This is a genomic window from Salipaludibacillus keqinensis (assembly GCF_003226325.1).
Taxonomy (GTDB): Bacteria; Bacillota; Bacilli; order Bacillales; family Salisediminibacteriaceae; genus Salipaludibacillus; species Salipaludibacillus keqinensis.
Window position 1 is genome coordinate 970,638 of the sequence record NZ_PDOD01000002.1, and the last position, 18,717, is coordinate 989,354.

Genomic DNA, 18,717 nt, shown 5'->3' on the forward strand with positions numbered 1-18,717 from the left:
TATAACCTGTCTCTCTTAATTAAAAATGGATAATTTCCGAATTTTATATATGTTTAGCGCGAGTAAGAATATAACGAAGAGATAAACGATATCGTTTATCTCTTCGGTTAGCAGGGAGTCAATTTTCATTAAGTAGGCATCACCCATACAATTTGCTGAATTCGAATGAAAAATGATGATCCTTCAGACTGGATCACAACATGATCAGGCTTCACATCAGCTACTTCTCCTCGAATACTCCCTTCAGTTGTTTGGACTACCACCTTTGAACCCTGAATGGATTGAAGAGTTTGAACGACAAATGGATCATATTGGGCAACATATTGCACTGTGTCTCCCTGTTGATTTCTGGATTGGTCATTGTACATCATAACAAAATCCCTCCTCCTCTTTTATCTAAGACCAATCCCATCATATGCCCATACTTTCATAAATGTGCCCGGTTCATTACAAAAAAAACAGTACCTGTATAAGTGAACAGATACTGTTTTTTTATGAGAACAAAATGATATTACATATTAAATTTACGAATCACTTCTTGTAACTCTTCAGCCATATGTGCCAGCTGATTGGCAGAAGCATTGATTTCTTCCATCGAGGCGTTCTGTTCTTCTGCCGAGGCCGCAACGTTTTGGGTATACCCTGCAGACTGTTCTGCTATTTCCGTTGTTTCTTTCACTGATGTTTGGACTGTATCCGCTCCTGCATCAACTAACTCCATAGCTGAAGTAACTTCTTGCATTTGCGCTGAAATTTCTTGAATGGATTCTGACAGCTCTTCGAAAGAACTTCCCGCATCTTTCACATATTTCATGCCGGACGTGACTGCTTCCCGATCATTTTTTGTATAAGCAACTGATTCTTTTACATCTCTTTGAATCTGGCCAATTAGACCGCTAATCTCTTTAGTTGCTCCTGAGGTTTGTTCGGCAAGCTTTCTAACTTCATCCGCAACCACTGCAAATCCTTTGCCCTGTTCTCCGGCTCGAGCCGCTTCAATTGCTGCATTTAAAGCTAAAAGGTTTGTTTGTTCAGCAACATGAATCCTGAACGATTTCATGCCGCAACTCCGCAAGCTCTGTGAGACGTTGCTGTTGAAGGGGACCGCTATCTTCAGGAATTCGTGTGATGTGCTCATCAAAAGAGGCGATTTGCGATTGAACTGATGAAAATAATTGTTGAGATTCCTCACTATACATTCTTCCGTCTAAACTTTCCAAATATGTATTCAGTAAATCAGACTGTTCCTCAAAAAACGCAGTGTCATTCGTGTCTCCTGTTCGATAATAATCTGAAACCATGATGTATTTAGACCTTACCAATGAAGCAACATCGGTTACCACAATAGAACGTTCACTGAACTCAGCATAGGAATCCATTTCATTACCAATTTGATTTAATTGAAAATAAGTGATACCAGAACCTGCGATTAATAAAAACACCATAATAGCAAATGTACCTAATATTTTCATATTAATTGATAAACTATTTAATTTCCTCAATATATTCACCCTTTTTTTAGATATATAGTTTTTTAGAATCATTTCATAGGTAAAATACGACATATTGTGTGCATATCCATCATAGTAAATAATGATAAAATACCTAGTAATTTCTATTCACATTAGTGAAAAAAAGACAAACATGATATAAAAGTCCCCACTTAAAAAGGGTAGATATTATTTTTCTCTGACCACAAGTGGACTTAAGAAAAGAAACATAAGAGATAAACCACTTCACATTTGTTAACGTACCTTCCTTATTAGGTCTCGTGGTATAATAAAATTATTGCTTTATTGTTAAAATAGACAAGCTTTCCATATTAAAAAGTTTGATGGTCGTATTTATCATTTTCATATTGAGGTGAACGCATGCAGCGGAACAAAATCATAATTTTAATAGCAGGTACCATTATTCTACTTATTCTTATTTTCATCATGAGTTGGTTGGATCGTGAAGGCTCTTCCCCTAACACTACTCAATCTAATTCAGGAGTGACGGAAACAACCGAAAACACTAATAACGAGATCCAAAATGATGAACAAAGTAATAGTGAAAACTCTCTGAACGTCCAAAGCGACGAAGGGTTGAACGAAGCTAATGAAGGAACGAACGAGTTAGATGATAGGGAAATTCAAGAAATTGCGCAAGAAACCATCTTACAACACGATTTAAATGAATCAGCAACTGAATTATCTGAGGAAACTTTATACAATCATTTCTTGTTATTTAGTGATTATCGATCTACTATTAGTGAAGAAGAGGATCTTGCTTCGAACGAGAATGAATCACAGGGCGAGTGGCCTGCCATTGAGCTTAAGGGTTGGTACGATCATGCGGTAGAAGAATATCAATTTACCTACTCAGAAGACCATTTTCTCCAATTCATACGGGAGGAAAATTTGTTAGAAAATGAAGAGCGTTCTCTGAAGATTTTATTTGACGAACTAGAAAACACAAACGAAAACCTCTACATTCGACAGTTGGAAATTCACTATTTAAAACCATACATATGGGAAAATGTGAAGCAACAGGTAGCGTCGGATACATCTGAAGATTCCACTGAAGATGAAGATTATCAACATTTCCGCTCTTTTGAACAAGAAATCTTGAACGATTTAATTGAAAAACACCCAGAAATGTTCGAAAGCGAATAATCAAGTAAAAAACTCGTCCTATATTCTATAGGACGAGTTTCTTTATGGTTTGTAGATTTGAAAATCTAAATAGAATGAATGATTAATGGATGGATCTATCTTATCTTCTACTTGGACTATTGCCCGCTCAGAAAAATCTAAATCATCTACCTTTACATACAGAGTTTTCATTGAACCGGAGCCACGAGTTTCTCTTCTGAAATACTCCACTTCATGATCCTCTTGTAAAACCTTCACATTATAAACGTACCCTTTATTTTCATAGAAACGTATGTGAACAGGGAGAAATTGATCCATTAACTCCGGTTTTAATTCTTGAGGAACGGGTCTTCTGCCGTAGCGATCGAAAATGTTACGTGATTCTTTTAAGACAGTTAAATAAGGTGTTTCTACGTAAGCAAAAGCTACATCTGTTTCTTGTAGTTCTGTTACTTCAGATTTATCTAGCAAGAAGTCATCAATCAACTCAGTGGACGTTACTCCTTTTTCAATAGCACTTAAGATTTGCTCATCATTTAAATAATAAACATAACTTTCATCTTCAAAAGATTTTTCCATCTTCTCTCCAATTGGGGAATCTGGCATTCCTAAAGTTCCGTCGACAGATCCCTGAAATAGAAACATGAACCCACTTATAATAAGAATCGTCATCGTCATCATACTAATAAACATTTTCTTTAACATATTCATCCCGTCCTCTTTGACATCATTATACAAGAGAAGACAGGGAGTTGAAACCATCCCTCGTTATACTGTAATCACTTCATACCCTTTCAACATTTCACTCAATGAGCTTTCTAGCTCATGATCATTGGTTAATACGGCTAATGGTTTTAATCTAGAAGCGACTTCCGAGAGACGATCTACGTGATGTTGGGATGAAACATACAAGTAGTCCACGATAACAGTTGAATCCACTAACTCTGAAGAAGCTACGATACGGTAACCAAGGCGCTTCCAGCTGTTCAGTGATTCATCCGTAAAGACATCATCAACTGTAACGATGACTTTCCTTCTCGGTCCTTCAGCTGTATGTTCAATTGCTGAACGTTTCGCTTTATTTAGAATCTCCTGTTTTACATATTGAGGCTTCTCTTCCTTTTTGCCGGTAGCCAAAGCAAGAGCTTGATCAAGGTCATCATAAATGTCTTCAATATCTTCTAGACCAACGGATAGTCTGACTAGGTCTTCCGTTACGCCTGTGGTTACCAAGTCTTCTTTCGACAGTTGCAAGTGAGTCGTGCTTGCTGGATGGATGATTAAACTCTTTGCGTCTCCAACATTTGCCACGTGCGACCAGAGCTTCACATGACTAATTAGATCTCTTCCCGCTTCCAAACCACCTTCAATTCCGAAATTGACTACTGCCCCGAAACCATTCTTTAAATATTTCTTGGCAAGTTTATGGGCAAAGTGTTCTTCTAAGCCAGGATACTTTACCCATTTCACTGCAGGGTGAGCCTCTAGTTTTTTAGCTAATTCTAATGCATTTTCTTGGTGCTTTTTCATTCGTAGGGACAGCGTTTCAAGCCCTTGCAATAGCTGAAAGGCATTAAACGGACTTAAACTTGCCCCTAAATCCCGCATGAGCTGAACCCGAAGTTTTAATATAAAGGCCAGGTCTCCTAAATCACGTGCGTAAACAAGACCTCCATAACTATCATCAGGCTCATGAAAACCAGGGAACTTCTCTTCATTCCATGTAAATCTTCCTCCATCTACCACGACCCCACCAATGGTTGTCCCATGGCCACCGATCCATTTTGTGGCTGAATGAATGACAATATCGGCTCCATGTTGAAGTGGCTTGCAGTTTGCCGGTGAACCGAATGTGTTATCAATAATAAGTGGAATATTGGCCTCATGTGCCACGTCAGAGATCGCCTCAAAGTCCAGGACATGAAGGCTCGGATTTCCAATCGTTTCTGCGAATACGGCTTTTGTTTTCGGAGTAATCGCCTGCCTCACTGCTTCTGGCTTTGTCACATCAACGAAATGAACATGGATACCGTACTTAGGGAGGGTCACTGCAAATAGGTTGTATGTGCCACCATATAAGTTTGATGCAGCAACAACCTCATCTCCAGCGTGTGCAATATTCAAAATTGTCATCGTGATCGCTGCCATTCCAGAAGACGTTGCTAAAGCACCAACTCCATCCTCCAAGACCGCCATCCGCTTTTCAAATACATCTACCGTTGGATTCATGATTCTACTGTAAATATTTCCAGGTTCTTGCAACGAAAACAACCTCTCTGCATGATCCGCATCATCAAACACATAAGAAGTCGTTTGATAAATAGGTACTCCTCTCGATCCCGTAGTTGGATCAGGGACTTGTCCAGCATGAAGTAGTTGCGTTGTCGTTCCATAATGATTCACATTTTTCGCCATTTTTACAGCCTCCTTAAAAATTTATCTGTTAAAATTCATATTCAGATTTGACGAACCGTTAGACCGAAAAAGAAGGGAGTAAACATTGAGTAAACAGTCTGATCTTTACACGTAGTCATATCTAGAACAAAAATGATTAACAGAGCTGATAAATAAAAAAGCCCTCTGTAAAAAAACAGAGAGCTGATTTCTTATGAACATTCATAAAAAAACACCTCTCTCATCTATCAAAGCATGGTGCTTTGCAGGAATTGGCACCTTGCTATGCTAGTCATAGCTGGTTGCCGGGCTTCATCGGGCCAGTCCCTCCGCCACTCTAGATAAGAGAATAAAAATCAAGGGTGAGGTTGTAGTTAGCATCAACTAGCTTAAAGCTCAGTCGATAATTATTTGAATATTAACACTTTAATAACAACTCGTCAATATGTTTGTTGGCGTTCATTGATTAGAAGATGGCTTGTTAAGAAGTTTAGTGAACTCGTTTAAGCTCTCCTTGTTTACCGACGTCCTAAACAAAGACTGAATTCGTTTGAAAACGATTGCGAATTTCTGAAAATATAAACTTCACCTCATCTTCCCTTTTCGCTGTTGGGTAGGGATTGAAGCTGTGTTATACTTCCTCTGACTTAAGAACATAAAGGAGGTTGTGGGGCTATGAATCAGCTATTTGAAGGCATTCGTTTAAAGCCTATACTCATTATAATTATTGGAACACTTATATTCGGTTTTGGTATCATTCACTTTAATTTACAAAATGGATTGGCCCACGGAGGATTTACAGGGATCACATTACTGCTGTATTACTTATTTACAATCGAGCCATCCCTGTCCAACCTTTTATTGAATATCCCGCTGTTTTTAATTGGCTATAAATTATTCGGGCGCCTCATGCTTATGTACAGTTTAATTGGGACCATTTGCCTTTCTGCCTCCTTGCGTATATTTGAACTTTATCCTGTAACCGAGCTTCCGTTGCAAGATGATATGATTCTCGTATCGATTTTTGCCGGGGTTTTTGTTGGAACAGGTCTAGGAATGATCTTTCGTGCTGGGGGCACAACTGGTGGTGCCGATATTCTTGCTCGATTAGCAAACAAATATTTCGGTATGAGCATCGGAAGATTTATGTTCTCATTTGATGCAGTGGTCATTACGATTTCGTTAATTCATTTATCCATGACAAATGCCATGTATACTCTTGTTACCGTTTTTGTTGCGGGAAGAGTGATTGATTTCATCATTGAAGGAGCTAGTGCAGCTAAATCAACCATGATTATCTCATCCAAAACAGATGAGCTATCGAAAGCGATAATTGAAAAAATGAGCCGAGGATCCACGGTATTAACTGGTAAAGGAAGTTTCACTGCCGACGAACGAAGCGTTTTATATTGCGTGGTCAATCGCAACGAACTCATTCAATTAAAGAAAGTGATTGAAGAAGTAGATCCTTATGCCTTTTTCTCTGTAAATGATGTAAAAGAAGTATCAGGTGAAGGATTTACATTTGATAATCAGAAACGACCACTCAAACCAACCACGTAATCATTCGAAGTAACAGCAAAATATGTTTCACGATGCAAAGAACCTTGACCTCATTCAAGGTTCTTTTGTTTGTTGTGGAAGATTTTCTATATAGATCTCTTTATATTATTTTCACTATTTCAAATAAATTCTCTAAAATGCAGGTTTACAGATGGCTTGTTTTTCTATAGGCTAATCTTTAAATACGATTTTCGAGAAGATCAGAGGAGGACAAAATGATTAAAGCCATTTTTTTCGATTTAGATGATACGCTGCTTTGGGATGAAAAGAGCGTAAAAAAAGCGTTTGAATCCACTTGTAGCTATGCTGCATCAAAGTACGATTTTCAACCAGAACAATTGGAAGAGGCCGTCCGCTCAGAAGCACGGGATCTTTACGCAAGTTACGATACGCATGAATTCACTAAAGTTATTGGCATCAACCCGTTTGAAGGTTTATGGGGAGATTTTGGTGACAAAGGTGAGCAATTCAATAAAATGAAACAAATTGTGCCAGCGTACCGAAAAGATGCTTGGACAGGTGGTTTAAAAAAATTAGGCATAGATGATCCTAAGTTCGGTTCTGAACTGGCTGAACGATTCCCTGCTGAAAGGAAGAAAGCACCTTTTCTTTTTGAAGACGCTTTGCCGGTATTAGAAAAGCTGAAACAAAACTATTCGTTATTAATGTTAACTAACGGTTCGCCTGAACTTCAAAATATAAAATTAACCATCACACCGGAGTTATCTCCTTTTTTTGATGAAATCATTATTTCAGGGGATCACGATCGTGGAAAACCAGACGAAGCCATTTTTCATTATGCCTTGGAAAAAATGAGTGTAAAAAAAGAAGAAGTTCTTATGGTGGGCGACAATTTAATGACTGATATCTTAGGTGCGAATCGAACAGGGATTAAGTCCATCTGGCTTAATCGGTTCGGTAAAAGCAAAAACGATGTCATCCCTTATAAGGAAATACAAAACCTCCATGAGCTTTTCGACTTGCTCAATGAATTGGACTAATTCATAACTAAAATAGAAGAGGGTGTCCCCAATAACCTTATTTTCGGTGACACCCTCTATTAGTTTTAATCCAGTTTTCTCTGTTTTTCTCACGTTTTCGTCCTGATCCATTGGGTCTTGCTACGCTGGTAGCACCCTACCTAGCATGACACGTCATGCCTTTTTTATCACTACGCCACTATTTTTTTCTTCCATAATCCAAGGAGCAATGCAGTGACTGCTGCACCAGCTAAAATGGCAACGATATACATCGGCCAGTTATTTACTAATGGGATAACAAAGATTCCCCCGTGAGGAGCCTCTGTGGAAGCTCCAACCATCATGGCTAATCCACCTGCAACAGCAGAACCGGCAATGATTGAAGGAATTACCCTTCCTGGATCAGAGGCTGCAAATGGAATCGCCCCTTCTGTAATGAAAGATGCTCCTAAAACATAATTCGTTTTTCCTGCATCTTTTTCTTGAGTGGTAAACTTATTTTTGAAAAAGGTTGTTGCTAAAGCTATACCTAATGGAGGTACCATTCCTCCTGCCATAATTGCAGCATGGGGAGCAAAGTTCCCAGCCTCAATCATCGCTATACCGAATGTGAACGCCGCCTTATTGATCGGACCTCCCATATCAACTGCCATCATGGCGCCTAACAATATACCAAGAAGAACGATGTTTCCTGTACCTAAGTCACCGAGCCAGTTCACTAATCCTAGTTGAATAGCGCTTAGAGGTGTAACTAGAAAATACATCGCTAAACCAGTCAAGAATATACCAAATAAAGGTAATAAAAGAATTGTACGAATGCCGTCAAGAGCTGTAGGAACGAAAGCAAATACTCTTCTTAATCCTAGAACTAGATACCCTGCTAAGAAACCAGCAATGATTCCACCTAAAAACCCTGCGTCTCCGTTTGCGGCCATCAGGCCACCTACCATACCTGCTGCTAACCCTGGTCTATCGGCAATACTCATAGCTATAAACCCAGCTAACACTGGAACCATTAAGAAGAAGGCATTCCCTCCACCGATCGTTGCTAAAATCTCGCCAAAGGCCGTAATTTCTCCTTCAACTGGATCTTCAAAGAAAAAGGATAGTGCGATTAAAATTCCCCCACCGACAACGAAGGGAAGCATATTGGATACCCCGTTCATTAAATGCCGGTAAAAAGCAGGTCGTTTATCTTTTTCTTCATCAGACCCTCCAGAAGATTCCCCACCTTGATAAATGGACGCATTTCCACTGGCCGCTTTTTCAAGCAGTTCTGCTGGGCGTCGAATCCCCGCTGTAACAGGTGCAGTAATCATTTTCTTACCTGAAAACCTTCCTTTTTCAACATCTGTGTCTGCTGCAATTATTACAGCATCCGCTTTACGAATATCATCGGCCGTTAATTTGTTTCGGACACCGTCTGATCCATTCGTTTCAACTTTAATATCATAGCCGAGCTCTTTAGCTTTATCTTTTAAACCATCTGCGGCCATATACGTATGGGCGATACCTGTCGGACATCCTGTAACAGCTATAATGAACGGTCGGCCGCGCTGAGGTTGAGCACTGTTTTCTTTTTCCGTAGAGTCTAACTTTTCTTTTTCCTTTAGATCAACCGCTTTCAAAATTTCCTCTTCAGAAGAAGCGTTCATTAGCGTTTCCCGGAAGCTCTCATCCATAAGTAACGTAGAGAGCCTCGAGAGGGTTTGGAGGTGAATATCATTAGCTCCCTCGCTTGCTGCGATCATGAAAAACAAGTGACTTTTTTCACCGTCTAAAGAGTCATAATCTACTCCACATTTAGACCTTCCAAAAACAATCGCTGGGTCGTGTACGGAAGAGCTCTTAGCATGAGGAATAGCAATCCCTTCCCCGATTCCTGTGGAACTTTGCTCTTCTCTCTGATGAATTTCTTTTACGAAATTTTCTTTATTGCGAAGTTTCCCAGCCCGGTCCAACTTCGTTGCTAGTTCATCGATGGCATCATCTTTCGTCACTGAGACCAGATCCAAGATCATCGTCTCTTTTGTTAACAATTCAGTAATTTTCATTTCCCTCACCCTTTCTTAAATGATGTCAATGGATACTTCGGAAATCATTGATTGCACTTGTTCAAGAGTACAAAATCCTTCAGAAAAAGCGGTAGCACTTCCTGCTGCTACACTAAAGCGAAAAGCTTCTTCCACGTCCATGCCTTGCATATGAGCAAATAAGAAACCAGCTACCATGGAATCCCCTGCACCCACGGAGTTTTTTACGATCCCTTTTGGAACAGTAGCGACGTAACCTTTTTCCTTCGTGATCAACGCTGCTCCATCTCCAGCCATTGATACAAGTACATTCTCTACCCCTTTCTCGATTGTTTTTTTAGCTAATTTCACAGCTGAACCAAGGTCGGTCACTTTCTCTTGATAAAGGTCTTCCAATTCATCCTGATTTGGTTTAATTAGAAATGGACTTGCCTGAACCGCGGATTCAAGTGAAGCTCCACTCGTATCGACGAAGACAGGGACGTTTTTTGGTTTCACTCTTTCAATGATCCGTTTATATATATCACTAGGAAGAATAGAAGGCACGCTACCTGATAACACAAGCACATCATTTACTTCTAAGATGTCGAGTTGGGACAATAACTGTTCAATATGAGCTTTTTCAATTATTGGCGCCTGTCCGTTTATTTCTGTTTCTGTCTTCGTTTGAAGTTTGACGTTGATTCGAGTTTGGCCGTTCGTTTCAATAAAACGATGAGTGATCCCTTCTTTACTAAGTTCTTCTTTAATAAAATCCCCTGTGAATCCTGCTGTAAATCCAAATGCTTCGGAGCTAATTCCAAAACGTTTCAACACTCTTGACACATTGATTCCTTTCCCTCCAGGTACCATGGATTGTGCTTTTGCACGGTTCGTCTCACCTATTTGAAAAGGTTCCACTTCCAATAAATAATCTACTGAAGGATTAAGAGTTACCGTATAAATCATCGTTAGACACCACCTCAACATTCGCTATTTTTGAAACTTTTTCGAAATAGACATGATCATCACTCTCAGTGGTTATCAAGACGGCATCCTCTAAACTGGCAAACTTAGCGAATGTAGCATCACCAAACTTTGATGAGTCCGCTAAAACAAATGACTGGGAGGCTTGCTTCATTGCTAGTTGTTTAATTTGTGCCTCTTCAGGGTCTGGTGTAGAGTACCCAAATTGAATATCAACTCCGTTGGTTCCAATAAATGCCTTATCAAAACGGAATTGTTGTAGAGAATCGACTGCACCTTTCCCGATAAATGCATGTGTCCCTGATTTTACATAACCGCCGATCACATAAGTTCGAAACTGATGTTGGATGGCATCTTCGATAATATTCAATCCATTTGTAACAATCACCACATCTTTTGCTTGAATAAAAGGAATGATCGCTTGTGTAGACGTTCCTGCGTCTATGAATAGGCAGTCTCCATCTTGGATAAATTGGGCAGCTCTTTCGCCCATTTGTTTTTTCTCATTGGTGAATTGCTGTTGCTTTTCGAACATGGACGGTTCAGCCACTTTGCTTTTAAGTAAGGAGGCTCCACCATGAATACGCTTTAATTTCTTTTCGCCTTCAAGAATTGTTAAATCTCTTCGGATCGTTGATTCTGAAGCATCAGTGACTTCAACCAACTCAGCTAATTTCGCTACTTTATTATTTTCTAAATAATTTAATATTTTTTCATATCGCTCAAAAGTAAGCATTAATGTCACACCTCATCTCTTGTTACCGTTATCATATACGAAAATTCAATCAAAATCAACCAATAAATAATCAATTTATTTCACAAACGATCAAAAACAATCATTCTATTAAAAGTTTATTTGGCAATTATATTGGTTAAAAGTTAAAGAATCTTCATTTACATATGAATAAATAGGCTTTTAGTCAATCACTCAAGCCTTGATTCCTTTTCACACAAAAAAAAGAAACCAAATGCAATCACTTGGTTTCTTGCCAATCATTATCTGCTTTTCACGAGCATTTTAATGGCTTCTTCTATAACTTGTTCTCGTTCTTCGTCTGTGTCTGCTTCTTTTCTTAAACACGTCTCAAGATTTCTCGCAACAACATAAGCAGTTGCCCGATCCATCGCTGTACGAATTGCAGTCATTTGAGTAATGATTTCTTTACAGTCTTTTTCTTCTTCCATCATACGGAGAACACCGCGAACTTGGCCTTCTACACGCTTCAGGCGATTCTTCATATCTGATGAATATTCCATTTATTCCACCACCTTATGTTAATAAGCAATCATAGACATTGCATAAAAGTTAGTACATCCACTTAATCCATGTTTCTCTTATCATAATACTATAGAATAACTCGTTTATCTATCAATATGAATGTAACTAGTTTCCAACTTTATAAAGGTTCACAAAACGCTCGAGCAATTACTCAGCCCGAGCGTAAAGCGCCCATATGAATGTTAATTTAATAATTAGATAAACAGGTTCACGTTAGCATCTTCAGCTTCTGATAAGTAAGATGCTACCCCAGCAAATTCAATTCCATCCATTAATTCTTCTTCTTTAAGTCCCATAACGTCCATAGTCATAGTACAAGCGACCATTTTCACATCTAAATCCTGAGCCATTTCAATTAGTTCCGGTAGAGTGGAAACATTGTGTTCTTTCATCATTTTTTTCATTAGGTGAGAGCCTACTCCACCATAATTCATTTTAGATAGTTTTAATTTCTTAGGACCACGAGGCATCATTTTTGCAAACATTTTCTCTAAAAAGTTTTTATCTTTAATGTCGATATGTTCTTCCTTACGTAAGACATTTAATCCCCAAAACGTAAAGAACATGGTCACTTGTTTCCCCATTGCCGCTGCTCCTGTTGCAATGATAAAACTTGCAATGGCCTTATCTAAATCTCCGTCAAATACGATCATTGTCGCATTATTTTTTGTTTCTGTTGCCATCATAAATTCCTCCCTTTATTTATACCCAATATGGTATTTAACACTATATACATAGTCTATACCCCTTAAGGTATAAAGTCAAGGGATTTTCTTTTTTAATTTATGGAAAGTCTTCCTTAATACTCGCAGGCACAGAGCCTCTATTGATCATACTCCAAATGAGATTTCACCTTATTATGTTTCTAGAGAATATTGGCTATAAACAGACCGATTAAGCGTTGTTATTTCGTTGGTGCTTGAGAAGGACTCGTTTGATTTTCCTGTCTATATTTTTTTCTACGATAGAAACGAAAGCCGATATACATACTGATGGCAAGACCTAATAAAGTGAATATTAACCATTGTGCTTGTTGGAAACGATCCACCATCACTTCTAGATTTCCAAGCGTTCCAAGGTAAAACATCAACACAGATAAGGGATAAAAACCAACAAAAGTTAGCATGGCAAATTTCACTTTGTTCATTTTCCCTAGGCCTGCGATGTACGTAATATACCCCATCCCTATAAAACGTCCAACGGCGATCATCCAATCACCATAACGGTCAATCCATTTTTGAGCGAAGCGCATTTTTTGTTTCGGGAGTTTGTCTCTGACCACACCTTCGTAACGAATACTAATATAGTAAGGAACAAAGCTGACGGCCACATAAATGAATGAAGTAAAAAGAGAAAACAATAAAATCTCAACCCAAGAAGGGTCTAACAAATAACCGTATACAAGAACAAAAATAGCAGCCGGAAAAGGAATTGACAGAGCTTCTATTGCAACACCTAGTCCAAGTCCAATCCAACCTATGTCTCTTAGCACATCTAAAATGAACTGTATCATTTTTTGTTCTCCTTTATCATGTTTTGTAATATCGACTGTATCATGAACTTTTTAGTTTATTCCCGTAAAAAGCTAACTTTAACCCTTTCAATTCGAGGTATTAAATGTTAAAAAAAGGCTACACCCGAGGGTATAGCCTTTATACAATGAGTATTTACATTTTCTTTTCCACTGTTTTGTTACCGGTGAGGGTGACACTCTCATTTAAATGAATGAGAGAAAGTTCATCTCCTTCAATTAACGCGTATTTCACCGTATCTTTCATTAAATTTACCGACAGCGTTTTTCCCTCATATTGGACTCGGAACTGTAAGGAACTCCACTCTTCTGGAAGCTTAGGTTGGAAAGCAAGGCCTTCTTCTTTCACGCGAAGCCCTGCAAAACCATAGACAAGAGCTAACCATGTGCCCCCCATATTGGCCATATGCAAACCATCTTTCGTGTTTTTGTGGGTATTGTCCAAATCCAGTCTAGCTGTTTCATTGAAATAGTGATAAGCCTTCTCGTCGTAACCTAGTTTCGCTGCCATAATACTAAAAACACAATAGGACAAGGAAGAATCATGCGTCGTCACTTTCTCATAATAATCATAAGATTGTCTAATCGTTTCTATGTCTGCTTCATCTTCCAATAAGAAATGACCGAGAACCGTATCCGCTTGCTTACATACTTGATAGCGATACAAAGTTAAAGGATGGTAGTGTAGTAACAATGGGAATTTTTCTTTCGGTGTATCTTCAATATTCCAAATGTCTTTGTTTAAAAATGTATCGTCTTGAGCGTGAATGCCTAACTTCTCATCATATGGCAAAAACATTCGCTCGCCAGCACGTGTCCACTCAGCCAATTCTACTTGGGTAACAGATAAACGATTCAGCAATTGTTTGTAGGCATCTGCGTCATACCCTTTCACAATCTCCAAGGCTCTTACTGCCCATTGAAGGTTGTTTTTCGCCATAACATTTGTGTAATAATTATTATTTACGATACATGTATACTCATCCGGTCCTGTGACATCATCAATGCGGAATTGACCATCTTTTTCGTGTCCTGTATCGATCCACAATCTAGCCGTTTCCACTAATAATTCTGCTCCGTACTCTTTTAAAAACGTCTTATCTTTCGTTGCAAGATAATATTGGACGAAACTATAGGCAATATCAGCGCTAATATGGTATTGTGCTGTGCCGGCGGGAAAGAATCCTGAACATTCCGTTCCAGTAATTGTTCTCCAAGGGAATAACGCCCCCTTTTTATGGCCTACCTCTTTCGCGCGGTCTTTCGCTGCATCTAAAATAGAAAAACGATGTAACAACAATTGTTTCGCAATGTCAGGCTGAGTCATTAGAAAGACAGGGAACATATAGATTTCGGTGTCCCAGAAATAATGACCTTCATATCCCTCACCAGAGAGCCCTTTCGCCGAAATGTTACTGACTGAGTCCTTCCCAACAGATTGAAGGAGTTGATAAAGGTTAAATCGAATGCCTTGTTGCAGTTCATTATCTCCTGTAATTTGAATGTCTGACTTGTTCCAAAACGCATCTAAGTAATGTTTTTGCTTAGTCAATAGTTCTTCAAAAGAATCGGATGACAATTGTTCCTGCAATTTTAACCCGCATTCTTTTAGATTCTCCCCGTGACGGTAAGTGTCCGTATATACATTATATTTAGTAAACTGAACCGTTTGATCTGGGTTAAAGCGATACGTTTCGTTAACGGATGATTCCATTTTTTCAATATGGTAGTTATAATTTTCAGCTTTCATTTCCGTTCTCGTCACACATGACACACGAAGCTTCGTTTCATACGTTTCATTGATAACACTATGAGTATCCTCTTGTTGATCTACGTCAACAACGTGTAAGCGTTTCGCGTGACCGGATGCTACTCGAGGATCTGATGGATCTACAAAGTTAGAAACATCGCCATTCAATGTGGACGTAATTACCACTTCATCAATGGAAGAAATCGGTTCAATATGGATCGATTGAGCAAATAATTCCTTCGTCACAAATGAAATCAACCGGCGAAAACAAAGTTTCACTTCTTTCCCATTCGGCGATAACCAATGAATAAGACGTTCTGAGTATCCTTTGTCTAGATATAATGTACGGCTTGAAGAAAGTATTTTCCCTTCAAACATAGAGAAACGTTCTTGATCGATGTCAATAGTGATCGTTTGGCTATCGATGACGTTAACTAATTTTTGCTGAGTTTCAGGAAAAGCATGAAGCTTTTCTCCATACTCAATAGCTGTTTCATCATGGAAAGCGTTCAAATAAGTCCCCCTTATAGAGGTCATATTGTCTGTATATCCTTCTTCAAAATTGCCACGAACTCCTAAGTATCCATTCCCTTGAGAAAACAAACTTTCGTTGACAAGGAGCTGATCTTTATTTAAGCGGTTATCTGAGATTACCCAACTCATTCTCCCACACCCTATCTGATATATTTGTCTTTCTTTTAGTGTTAAAGTTGTGTGAAAACCTTTTCATATATTTATGAGTGTATCAAAAATACGCTCTTTTTTCTATATGGATTATCTTTTTGTTATCGTTATGTCATCAGCATCTCGAATGTTTTTCAATGACGACTGCTTGAATTAGTGAATGAAAAATATCAGTTTTATGTGAAATCGTTACCATGTTTATTTATTCGATCTCCATTTTCTAAATAAAACTGTATCACAAAGCTATTTCGATCATATAAGTCATCATCTATTTCAGTTTAAACGATTCCTGGCGCAAAAAGTCTACCCAAAAGGCAGACTTCAGTAAGTTAGTCATTCAATGTCAACTTGAGCAGCTTGTCATCATCTTCGTCAGGGGATCCTCTCCCATCCGTATTATTTGTTATGATATAGATAGAATTACCCTCAACCTTCACATCACGAAGGCGACCTTTGCCTTCAAATATTTGTACGATGTTGTTTTCTTCTTCATGATAGTAATAAAGACTTTCCCCTCTTAAACCGGTCATGAGAAGGTGATCGGTCCAAAAAGCGATTCCTGATGGAGCCCAAGTGTCCTCTCCTGAGTGAATGATAGGCTCTTCCATGTCATCCGCTGATTCGTCCCCTTCAATGACCGGCCAACCATAGTTCTTACCCGGTTCGATGAGATTCAGTTCATCTTGCGCAGCTGGCCCATGTTCGGAACTGTAAAGGTTTCCTTCACTATTCCAAGCTAATCCTTGAGGATTTCGATGCCCATAACTGTATACATAGGAACCTTCTAACGGATTATCTTCAGGTACTTCTCCTTTATGTGTCATTCTTAAAATACTTCCTGCAAGATTCGTTTCATCTTGCGAATCCTCTGGTATATTGGCATCCCCTGTAGTTACATACAACATATTATCTGGTCCTATCGCGAGACGCCCTCCGTTATGAATACGATCTCCGGGAATTTCGTCTAATAAAATCTCCGTTTCTTCCCAACCGTCATCATTTTCAATTTTGACTACTCGGTTCATTAAATTGCCTTGTTCGTTTACAAAAGTATAATATGCAATCCCTTCTCTACTATCTTCGTAGTCATCAGCAAGAACAAATCCTAATAAACCAGCCTCTCCTTCATGAGCAATTGGGTCTGATGTCATTAATTCTTGTCGTTCCATTTCGCTGCCATTGACTACGACTATGGATCCATTTCGTTCTGACATATAGAACGCATCTTCCTGGACCATGACTGACCAAGGGACATCTAAATTATTCGCAACCGTCTCCACTTCCCAATCTTCGGACGTTTTACCATTCAGTTGTCCATCTTCTGTATGGTCTTCTTGATTACCTCCATCATTATTTGACTCTTCCACATGAGGTAATTGTTCATTATTATCACTCTCTGAATTCGTCTGATCATTATTTTCACCTGCTTGACACGAGCTAAAAATGACTGCAGATATAACTAGAACTATAAACCGTTTTTTCATCATACACCCTCCTCATATTAGTAAAGCTATACCCTAATGATCGAGTACTTATTAGCAATAAAAATGATCAAGACCCTCTTTGCTCTTATATCAAATCAATAACTTGAAAATATTACAAAATTTCTGCTATCTTTTTCAAAAATAGCAGATTATAATATTCTAGAAATGACAATTGAATATTTTAGGAGGAATGGCAGTGAAAGGGTTATTGTTGTCGCTATTAGCTGGGTTCATGTTCGTCGTATTACCATCTGTTGGGGAGGCCGCTCCAAGCGGAAAAGAGTTAGATTCTTTTCTCAACGAAATTCAATGGACTGAAAGTGATTTACTAGAATACTTGGATTTCTATGATTTGGTTTTAGAAGATTTTGAGGACATGGAAGATTTGGACTCCTTCCTTGGACCAGTGTTAACGGAGGATAACCTGAATGATTTGCTGCAAGAGTATGGGCTTTCATTAGAAGAAGCTACGAAGCTCCTTATTCATAATGGAGAATTAGAAGAAGGACAAACAATCTTGGAGGAATATACTTTCCTTGATGATGTCGATATGGATTTATATTTTTACACGTTAACGCCTATAACTGACGAATCACTCGAAGAGTTATTACTAGAATACGAGCTATCTTATGATGAACTTCTTGCTCTTTTAGCTGAAAATGATGATAGTATCGAAAACTACGACTACATTGAGGATCTCGATTGGGTCGTCTGGTACTATTTATATGGAGAAGAAGAGTGGGATGATCTTGAGTTCGATTCGATGTTTACGGATATCGGTCTGACTGAAGAAGAGATAGAAAGATTGTTCAATCATTTTTTAGAACTTAATGTTGATGCTGATGATTTCTTAAATAAGTTAGAAGCTCTTGCTGATCGACTGGTTGCTTTTGAAGATTTTGATGGTATGACTGAATTAAGCGCTAGTCAAATAGCTGAATTACTAGATATCTTCACACAACTTCTGGACCTTTTTGAAATGGATGTGAAATTTTATCTTGTAAATGGTGAAGAGAAGAACCCAGTCTCTCTAGAAACGCTCTTTACAATGACTACAACGAATGGTTATGATCTTTTGATTGAACTATACAACAAACAAGGAGACTTTCTTGCGGATCTTTTATTAACAGCAGACATGCTGAATTCTGATTTGGTCCAAGAAACAGGAAAGGACTTGATTAAAACAGAAGAAATCATTGTAAAACATGAAGAAAACCAAGCAGAACAAATAGAAGTGAAAAAAGATCTTGGGCACCCACTATCGAAAGACCAATCGAAAGAAAGTAAGCCCTTGACCAAAACAGAACATGGTGCGAAGCTTCCAGAAACAGCAACGAACGCATTCGTTCAAGTAGCATTAGGTCTTTCATTGATCCTCACAGGGCTAGTCTTTGTTAGGAAATTCCGAGGTGCCTAA

Annotated in this window: 17 protein-coding genes and 1 riboswitch; of the genes, 4 read left to right on the forward strand and 13 right to left on the reverse strand. The window is 38.6% G+C overall.

All coding sequences use genetic code 11. The features are described 5' to 3' along the window. Positions 1-128: 128 nt before the first annotated feature. The 3 genes from CR194_RS11950 to CR194_RS20110 form a co-directional block, all read right to left on the reverse strand. Positions 129-371, reverse strand: a complete 243-nt coding sequence (locus tag CR194_RS11950) for a YuzF family protein (protein ID WP_110609871.1) — start codon at positions 369-371, stop codon at positions 129-131. Positions 372-511: 140 nt separating this feature from the next. Beyond that, positions 512-1,060 (reverse strand): methyl-accepting chemotaxis protein, encoded by a 549-nt coding sequence (locus CR194_RS11955; protein WP_146035941.1) that lies wholly within the window; start codon positions 1,058-1,060, stop codon positions 512-514. Next, a complete protein-coding gene (locus CR194_RS20110) occupies positions 1,032-1,472 on the reverse strand; it encodes a hypothetical protein (RefSeq protein ID WP_233254329.1) in 441 nt (146 codons plus the stop codon). The genes CR194_RS11955 and CR194_RS20110 overlap by 29 nt, the downstream gene beginning before the upstream one ends. 399 nt (positions 1,473-1,871) lie before the next feature. Between CR194_RS20110 and CR194_RS11960 the strand changes: the two genes are divergently transcribed. After that, entirely contained in the window at positions 1,872-2,657 is a 786-nt protein-coding gene (locus CR194_RS11960; protein ID WP_110609872.1) for a hypothetical protein, read from the forward strand. 42 nt (positions 2,658-2,699) lie between these two features. On the opposite strand, the gene CR194_RS11965 is transcribed toward CR194_RS11960, so the two are convergent. Both CR194_RS11965 and CR194_RS11970 read right to left on the reverse strand, forming a co-directional pair. Continuing rightward, the gene (locus tag CR194_RS11965; RefSeq protein ID WP_233254330.1) at positions 2,700-3,341 is read right to left on the reverse strand and encodes a hypothetical protein; all 642 of its coding nucleotides are present in this window, start codon (positions 3,339-3,341) and stop codon (positions 2,700-2,702) included. A 63-nt stretch (positions 3,342-3,404) separates the two neighbouring features. Then, positions 3,405-5,051, reverse strand: a complete 1,647-nt coding sequence (locus CR194_RS11970; RefSeq protein WP_110609874.1) for an O-acetylhomoserine aminocarboxypropyltransferase/cysteine synthase family protein — start codon at positions 5,049-5,051, stop codon at positions 3,405-3,407. Positions 5,052-5,268: 217 nt separating this feature from the next. Next, positions 5,269-5,378: riboswitch (SAM riboswitch) on the reverse strand. 327 nt (positions 5,379-5,705) lie between these two features. Between CR194_RS11970 and CR194_RS11975 the strand changes: the two genes are divergently transcribed. After that, complete coding sequence (locus tag CR194_RS11975; RefSeq protein ID WP_110609875.1) at positions 5,706-6,593, forward strand: YitT family protein; 888 nt, start codon at positions 5,706-5,708, stop codon at positions 6,591-6,593. 215 nt (positions 6,594-6,808) lie between these two features. Further along, the gene (locus CR194_RS11980; RefSeq protein WP_110609876.1) at positions 6,809-7,594 is read left to right on the forward strand and encodes an HAD family hydrolase; all 786 of its coding nucleotides are present in this window, start codon (positions 6,809-6,811) and stop codon (positions 7,592-7,594) included. A 170-nt stretch (positions 7,595-7,764) separates the two neighbouring features. Here the strand turns inward: CR194_RS11980 and CR194_RS11985 are convergent, their stop codons facing one another. The 8 genes from CR194_RS11985 to CR194_RS12020 form a co-directional block, all read right to left on the reverse strand. Beyond that, a complete protein-coding gene (locus CR194_RS11985; protein ID WP_110609877.1) occupies positions 7,765-9,627 on the reverse strand; it encodes a PTS fructose transporter subunit IIABC in 1,863 nt (620 codons plus the stop codon). A gap of 15 nt (positions 9,628-9,642) precedes the next feature. After that, positions 9,643-10,554, reverse strand: coding sequence for a 1-phosphofructokinase (pfkB, locus tag CR194_RS11990; RefSeq protein WP_110609878.1), 912 nt, complete (start codon positions 10,552-10,554; stop codon positions 9,643-9,645). Further along, a complete protein-coding gene (locus CR194_RS11995) occupies positions 10,532-11,308 on the reverse strand; it encodes a DeoR/GlpR family DNA-binding transcription regulator (protein WP_110609879.1) in 777 nt (258 codons plus the stop codon). The genes pfkB and CR194_RS11995 overlap by 23 nt, the downstream gene beginning before the upstream one ends. Positions 11,309-11,568: 260 nt before the next feature. Beyond that, positions 11,569-11,829, reverse strand: coding sequence for a metal-sensitive transcriptional regulator (locus tag CR194_RS12000; RefSeq protein ID WP_110609880.1), 261 nt, complete (start codon positions 11,827-11,829; stop codon positions 11,569-11,571). A 216-nt stretch (positions 11,830-12,045) separates the two neighbouring features. Further along, the gene (locus CR194_RS12005) at positions 12,046-12,534 is read right to left on the reverse strand and encodes a DsrE/DsrF/DrsH-like family protein (protein ID WP_110609881.1); all 489 of its coding nucleotides are present in this window, start codon (positions 12,532-12,534) and stop codon (positions 12,046-12,048) included. Between the two features lie 221 nt (positions 12,535-12,755). Next, positions 12,756-13,364 carry a DedA family protein gene (locus tag CR194_RS12010; protein ID WP_110609882.1) on the reverse strand — a complete coding sequence of 203 codons (609 nt, stop codon included), beginning with the start codon at positions 13,362-13,364 and terminating at the stop codon, positions 12,756-12,758. Positions 13,365-13,518: 154 nt separating this feature from the next. Further along, positions 13,519-15,795, reverse strand: coding sequence for a glycoside hydrolase family 65 protein (locus tag CR194_RS12015; RefSeq protein WP_110609883.1), 2,277 nt, complete (start codon positions 15,793-15,795; stop codon positions 13,519-13,521). A gap of 350 nt (positions 15,796-16,145) precedes the next feature. After that, a complete protein-coding gene (locus CR194_RS12020; RefSeq protein ID WP_110609884.1) occupies positions 16,146-17,300 on the reverse strand; it encodes a PQQ-dependent sugar dehydrogenase in 1,155 nt (384 codons plus the stop codon). 196 nt (positions 17,301-17,496) lie between these two features. Between CR194_RS12020 and CR194_RS12025 the strand changes: the two genes are divergently transcribed. Then, a complete protein-coding gene (locus tag CR194_RS12025; protein WP_158282249.1) occupies positions 17,497-18,717 on the forward strand; it encodes a processed acidic surface protein in 1,221 nt (406 codons plus the stop codon).

Bases quoted from the DNA above. Each gene is read 5' to 3' on its own strand.
- CR194_RS11950 (WP_110609871.1), bottom strand. From the start codon at position 371: ATGATGTACAATGACCAATCCAGAAATCAACAGGGAGACACAGTGCAA.
- CR194_RS11955 (WP_146035941.1), bottom strand. From the start codon at position 1,060: ATGAAATCGTTCAGGATTCATGTTGCTGAACAAACAAACCTTTTAGCT.
- CR194_RS20110 (WP_233254329.1), bottom strand. From the start codon at position 1,472: ATGAAAATATTAGGTACATTTGCTATTATGGTGTTTTTATTAATCGCA.
- CR194_RS11960 (WP_110609872.1), top strand. From the start codon at position 1,872: ATGCAGCGGAACAAAATCATAATTTTAATAGCAGGTACCATTATTCTA.
- CR194_RS11965 (WP_233254330.1), bottom strand. From the start codon at position 3,341: ATGTTAAAGAAAATGTTTATTAGTATGATGACGATGACGATTCTTATT.
- CR194_RS11970 (WP_110609874.1), bottom strand. From the start codon at position 5,051: ATGGCGAAAAATGTGAATCATTATGGAACGACAACGCAACTACTTCAT.
- CR194_RS11975 (WP_110609875.1), top strand. From the start codon at position 5,706: ATGAATCAGCTATTTGAAGGCATTCGTTTAAAGCCTATACTCATTATA.
- CR194_RS11980 (WP_110609876.1), top strand. From the start codon at position 6,809: ATGATTAAAGCCATTTTTTTCGATTTAGATGATACGCTGCTTTGGGAT.
- CR194_RS11985 (WP_110609877.1), bottom strand. From the start codon at position 9,627: ATGAAAATTACTGAATTGTTAACAAAAGAGACGATGATCTTGGATCTG.
- pfkB (WP_110609878.1), bottom strand. From the start codon at position 10,554: ATGATTTATACGGTAACTCTTAATCCTTCAGTAGATTATTTATTGGAA.
- CR194_RS11995 (WP_110609879.1), bottom strand. From the start codon at position 11,308: ATGCTTACTTTTGAGCGATATGAAAAAATATTAAATTATTTAGAAAAT.
- CR194_RS12000 (WP_110609880.1), bottom strand. From the start codon at position 11,829: ATGGAATATTCATCAGATATGAAGAATCGCCTGAAGCGTGTAGAAGGC.
- CR194_RS12005 (WP_110609881.1), bottom strand. From the start codon at position 12,534: ATGGCAACAGAAACAAAAAATAATGCGACAATGATCGTATTTGACGGA.
- CR194_RS12010 (WP_110609882.1), bottom strand. From the start codon at position 13,364: ATGATACAGTTCATTTTAGATGTGCTAAGAGACATAGGTTGGATTGGA.
- CR194_RS12015 (WP_110609883.1), bottom strand. From the start codon at position 15,795: ATGAGTTGGGTAATCTCAGATAACCGCTTAAATAAAGATCAGCTCCTT.
- CR194_RS12020 (WP_110609884.1), bottom strand. From the start codon at position 17,300: ATGAAAAAACGGTTTATAGTTCTAGTTATATCTGCAGTCATTTTTAGC.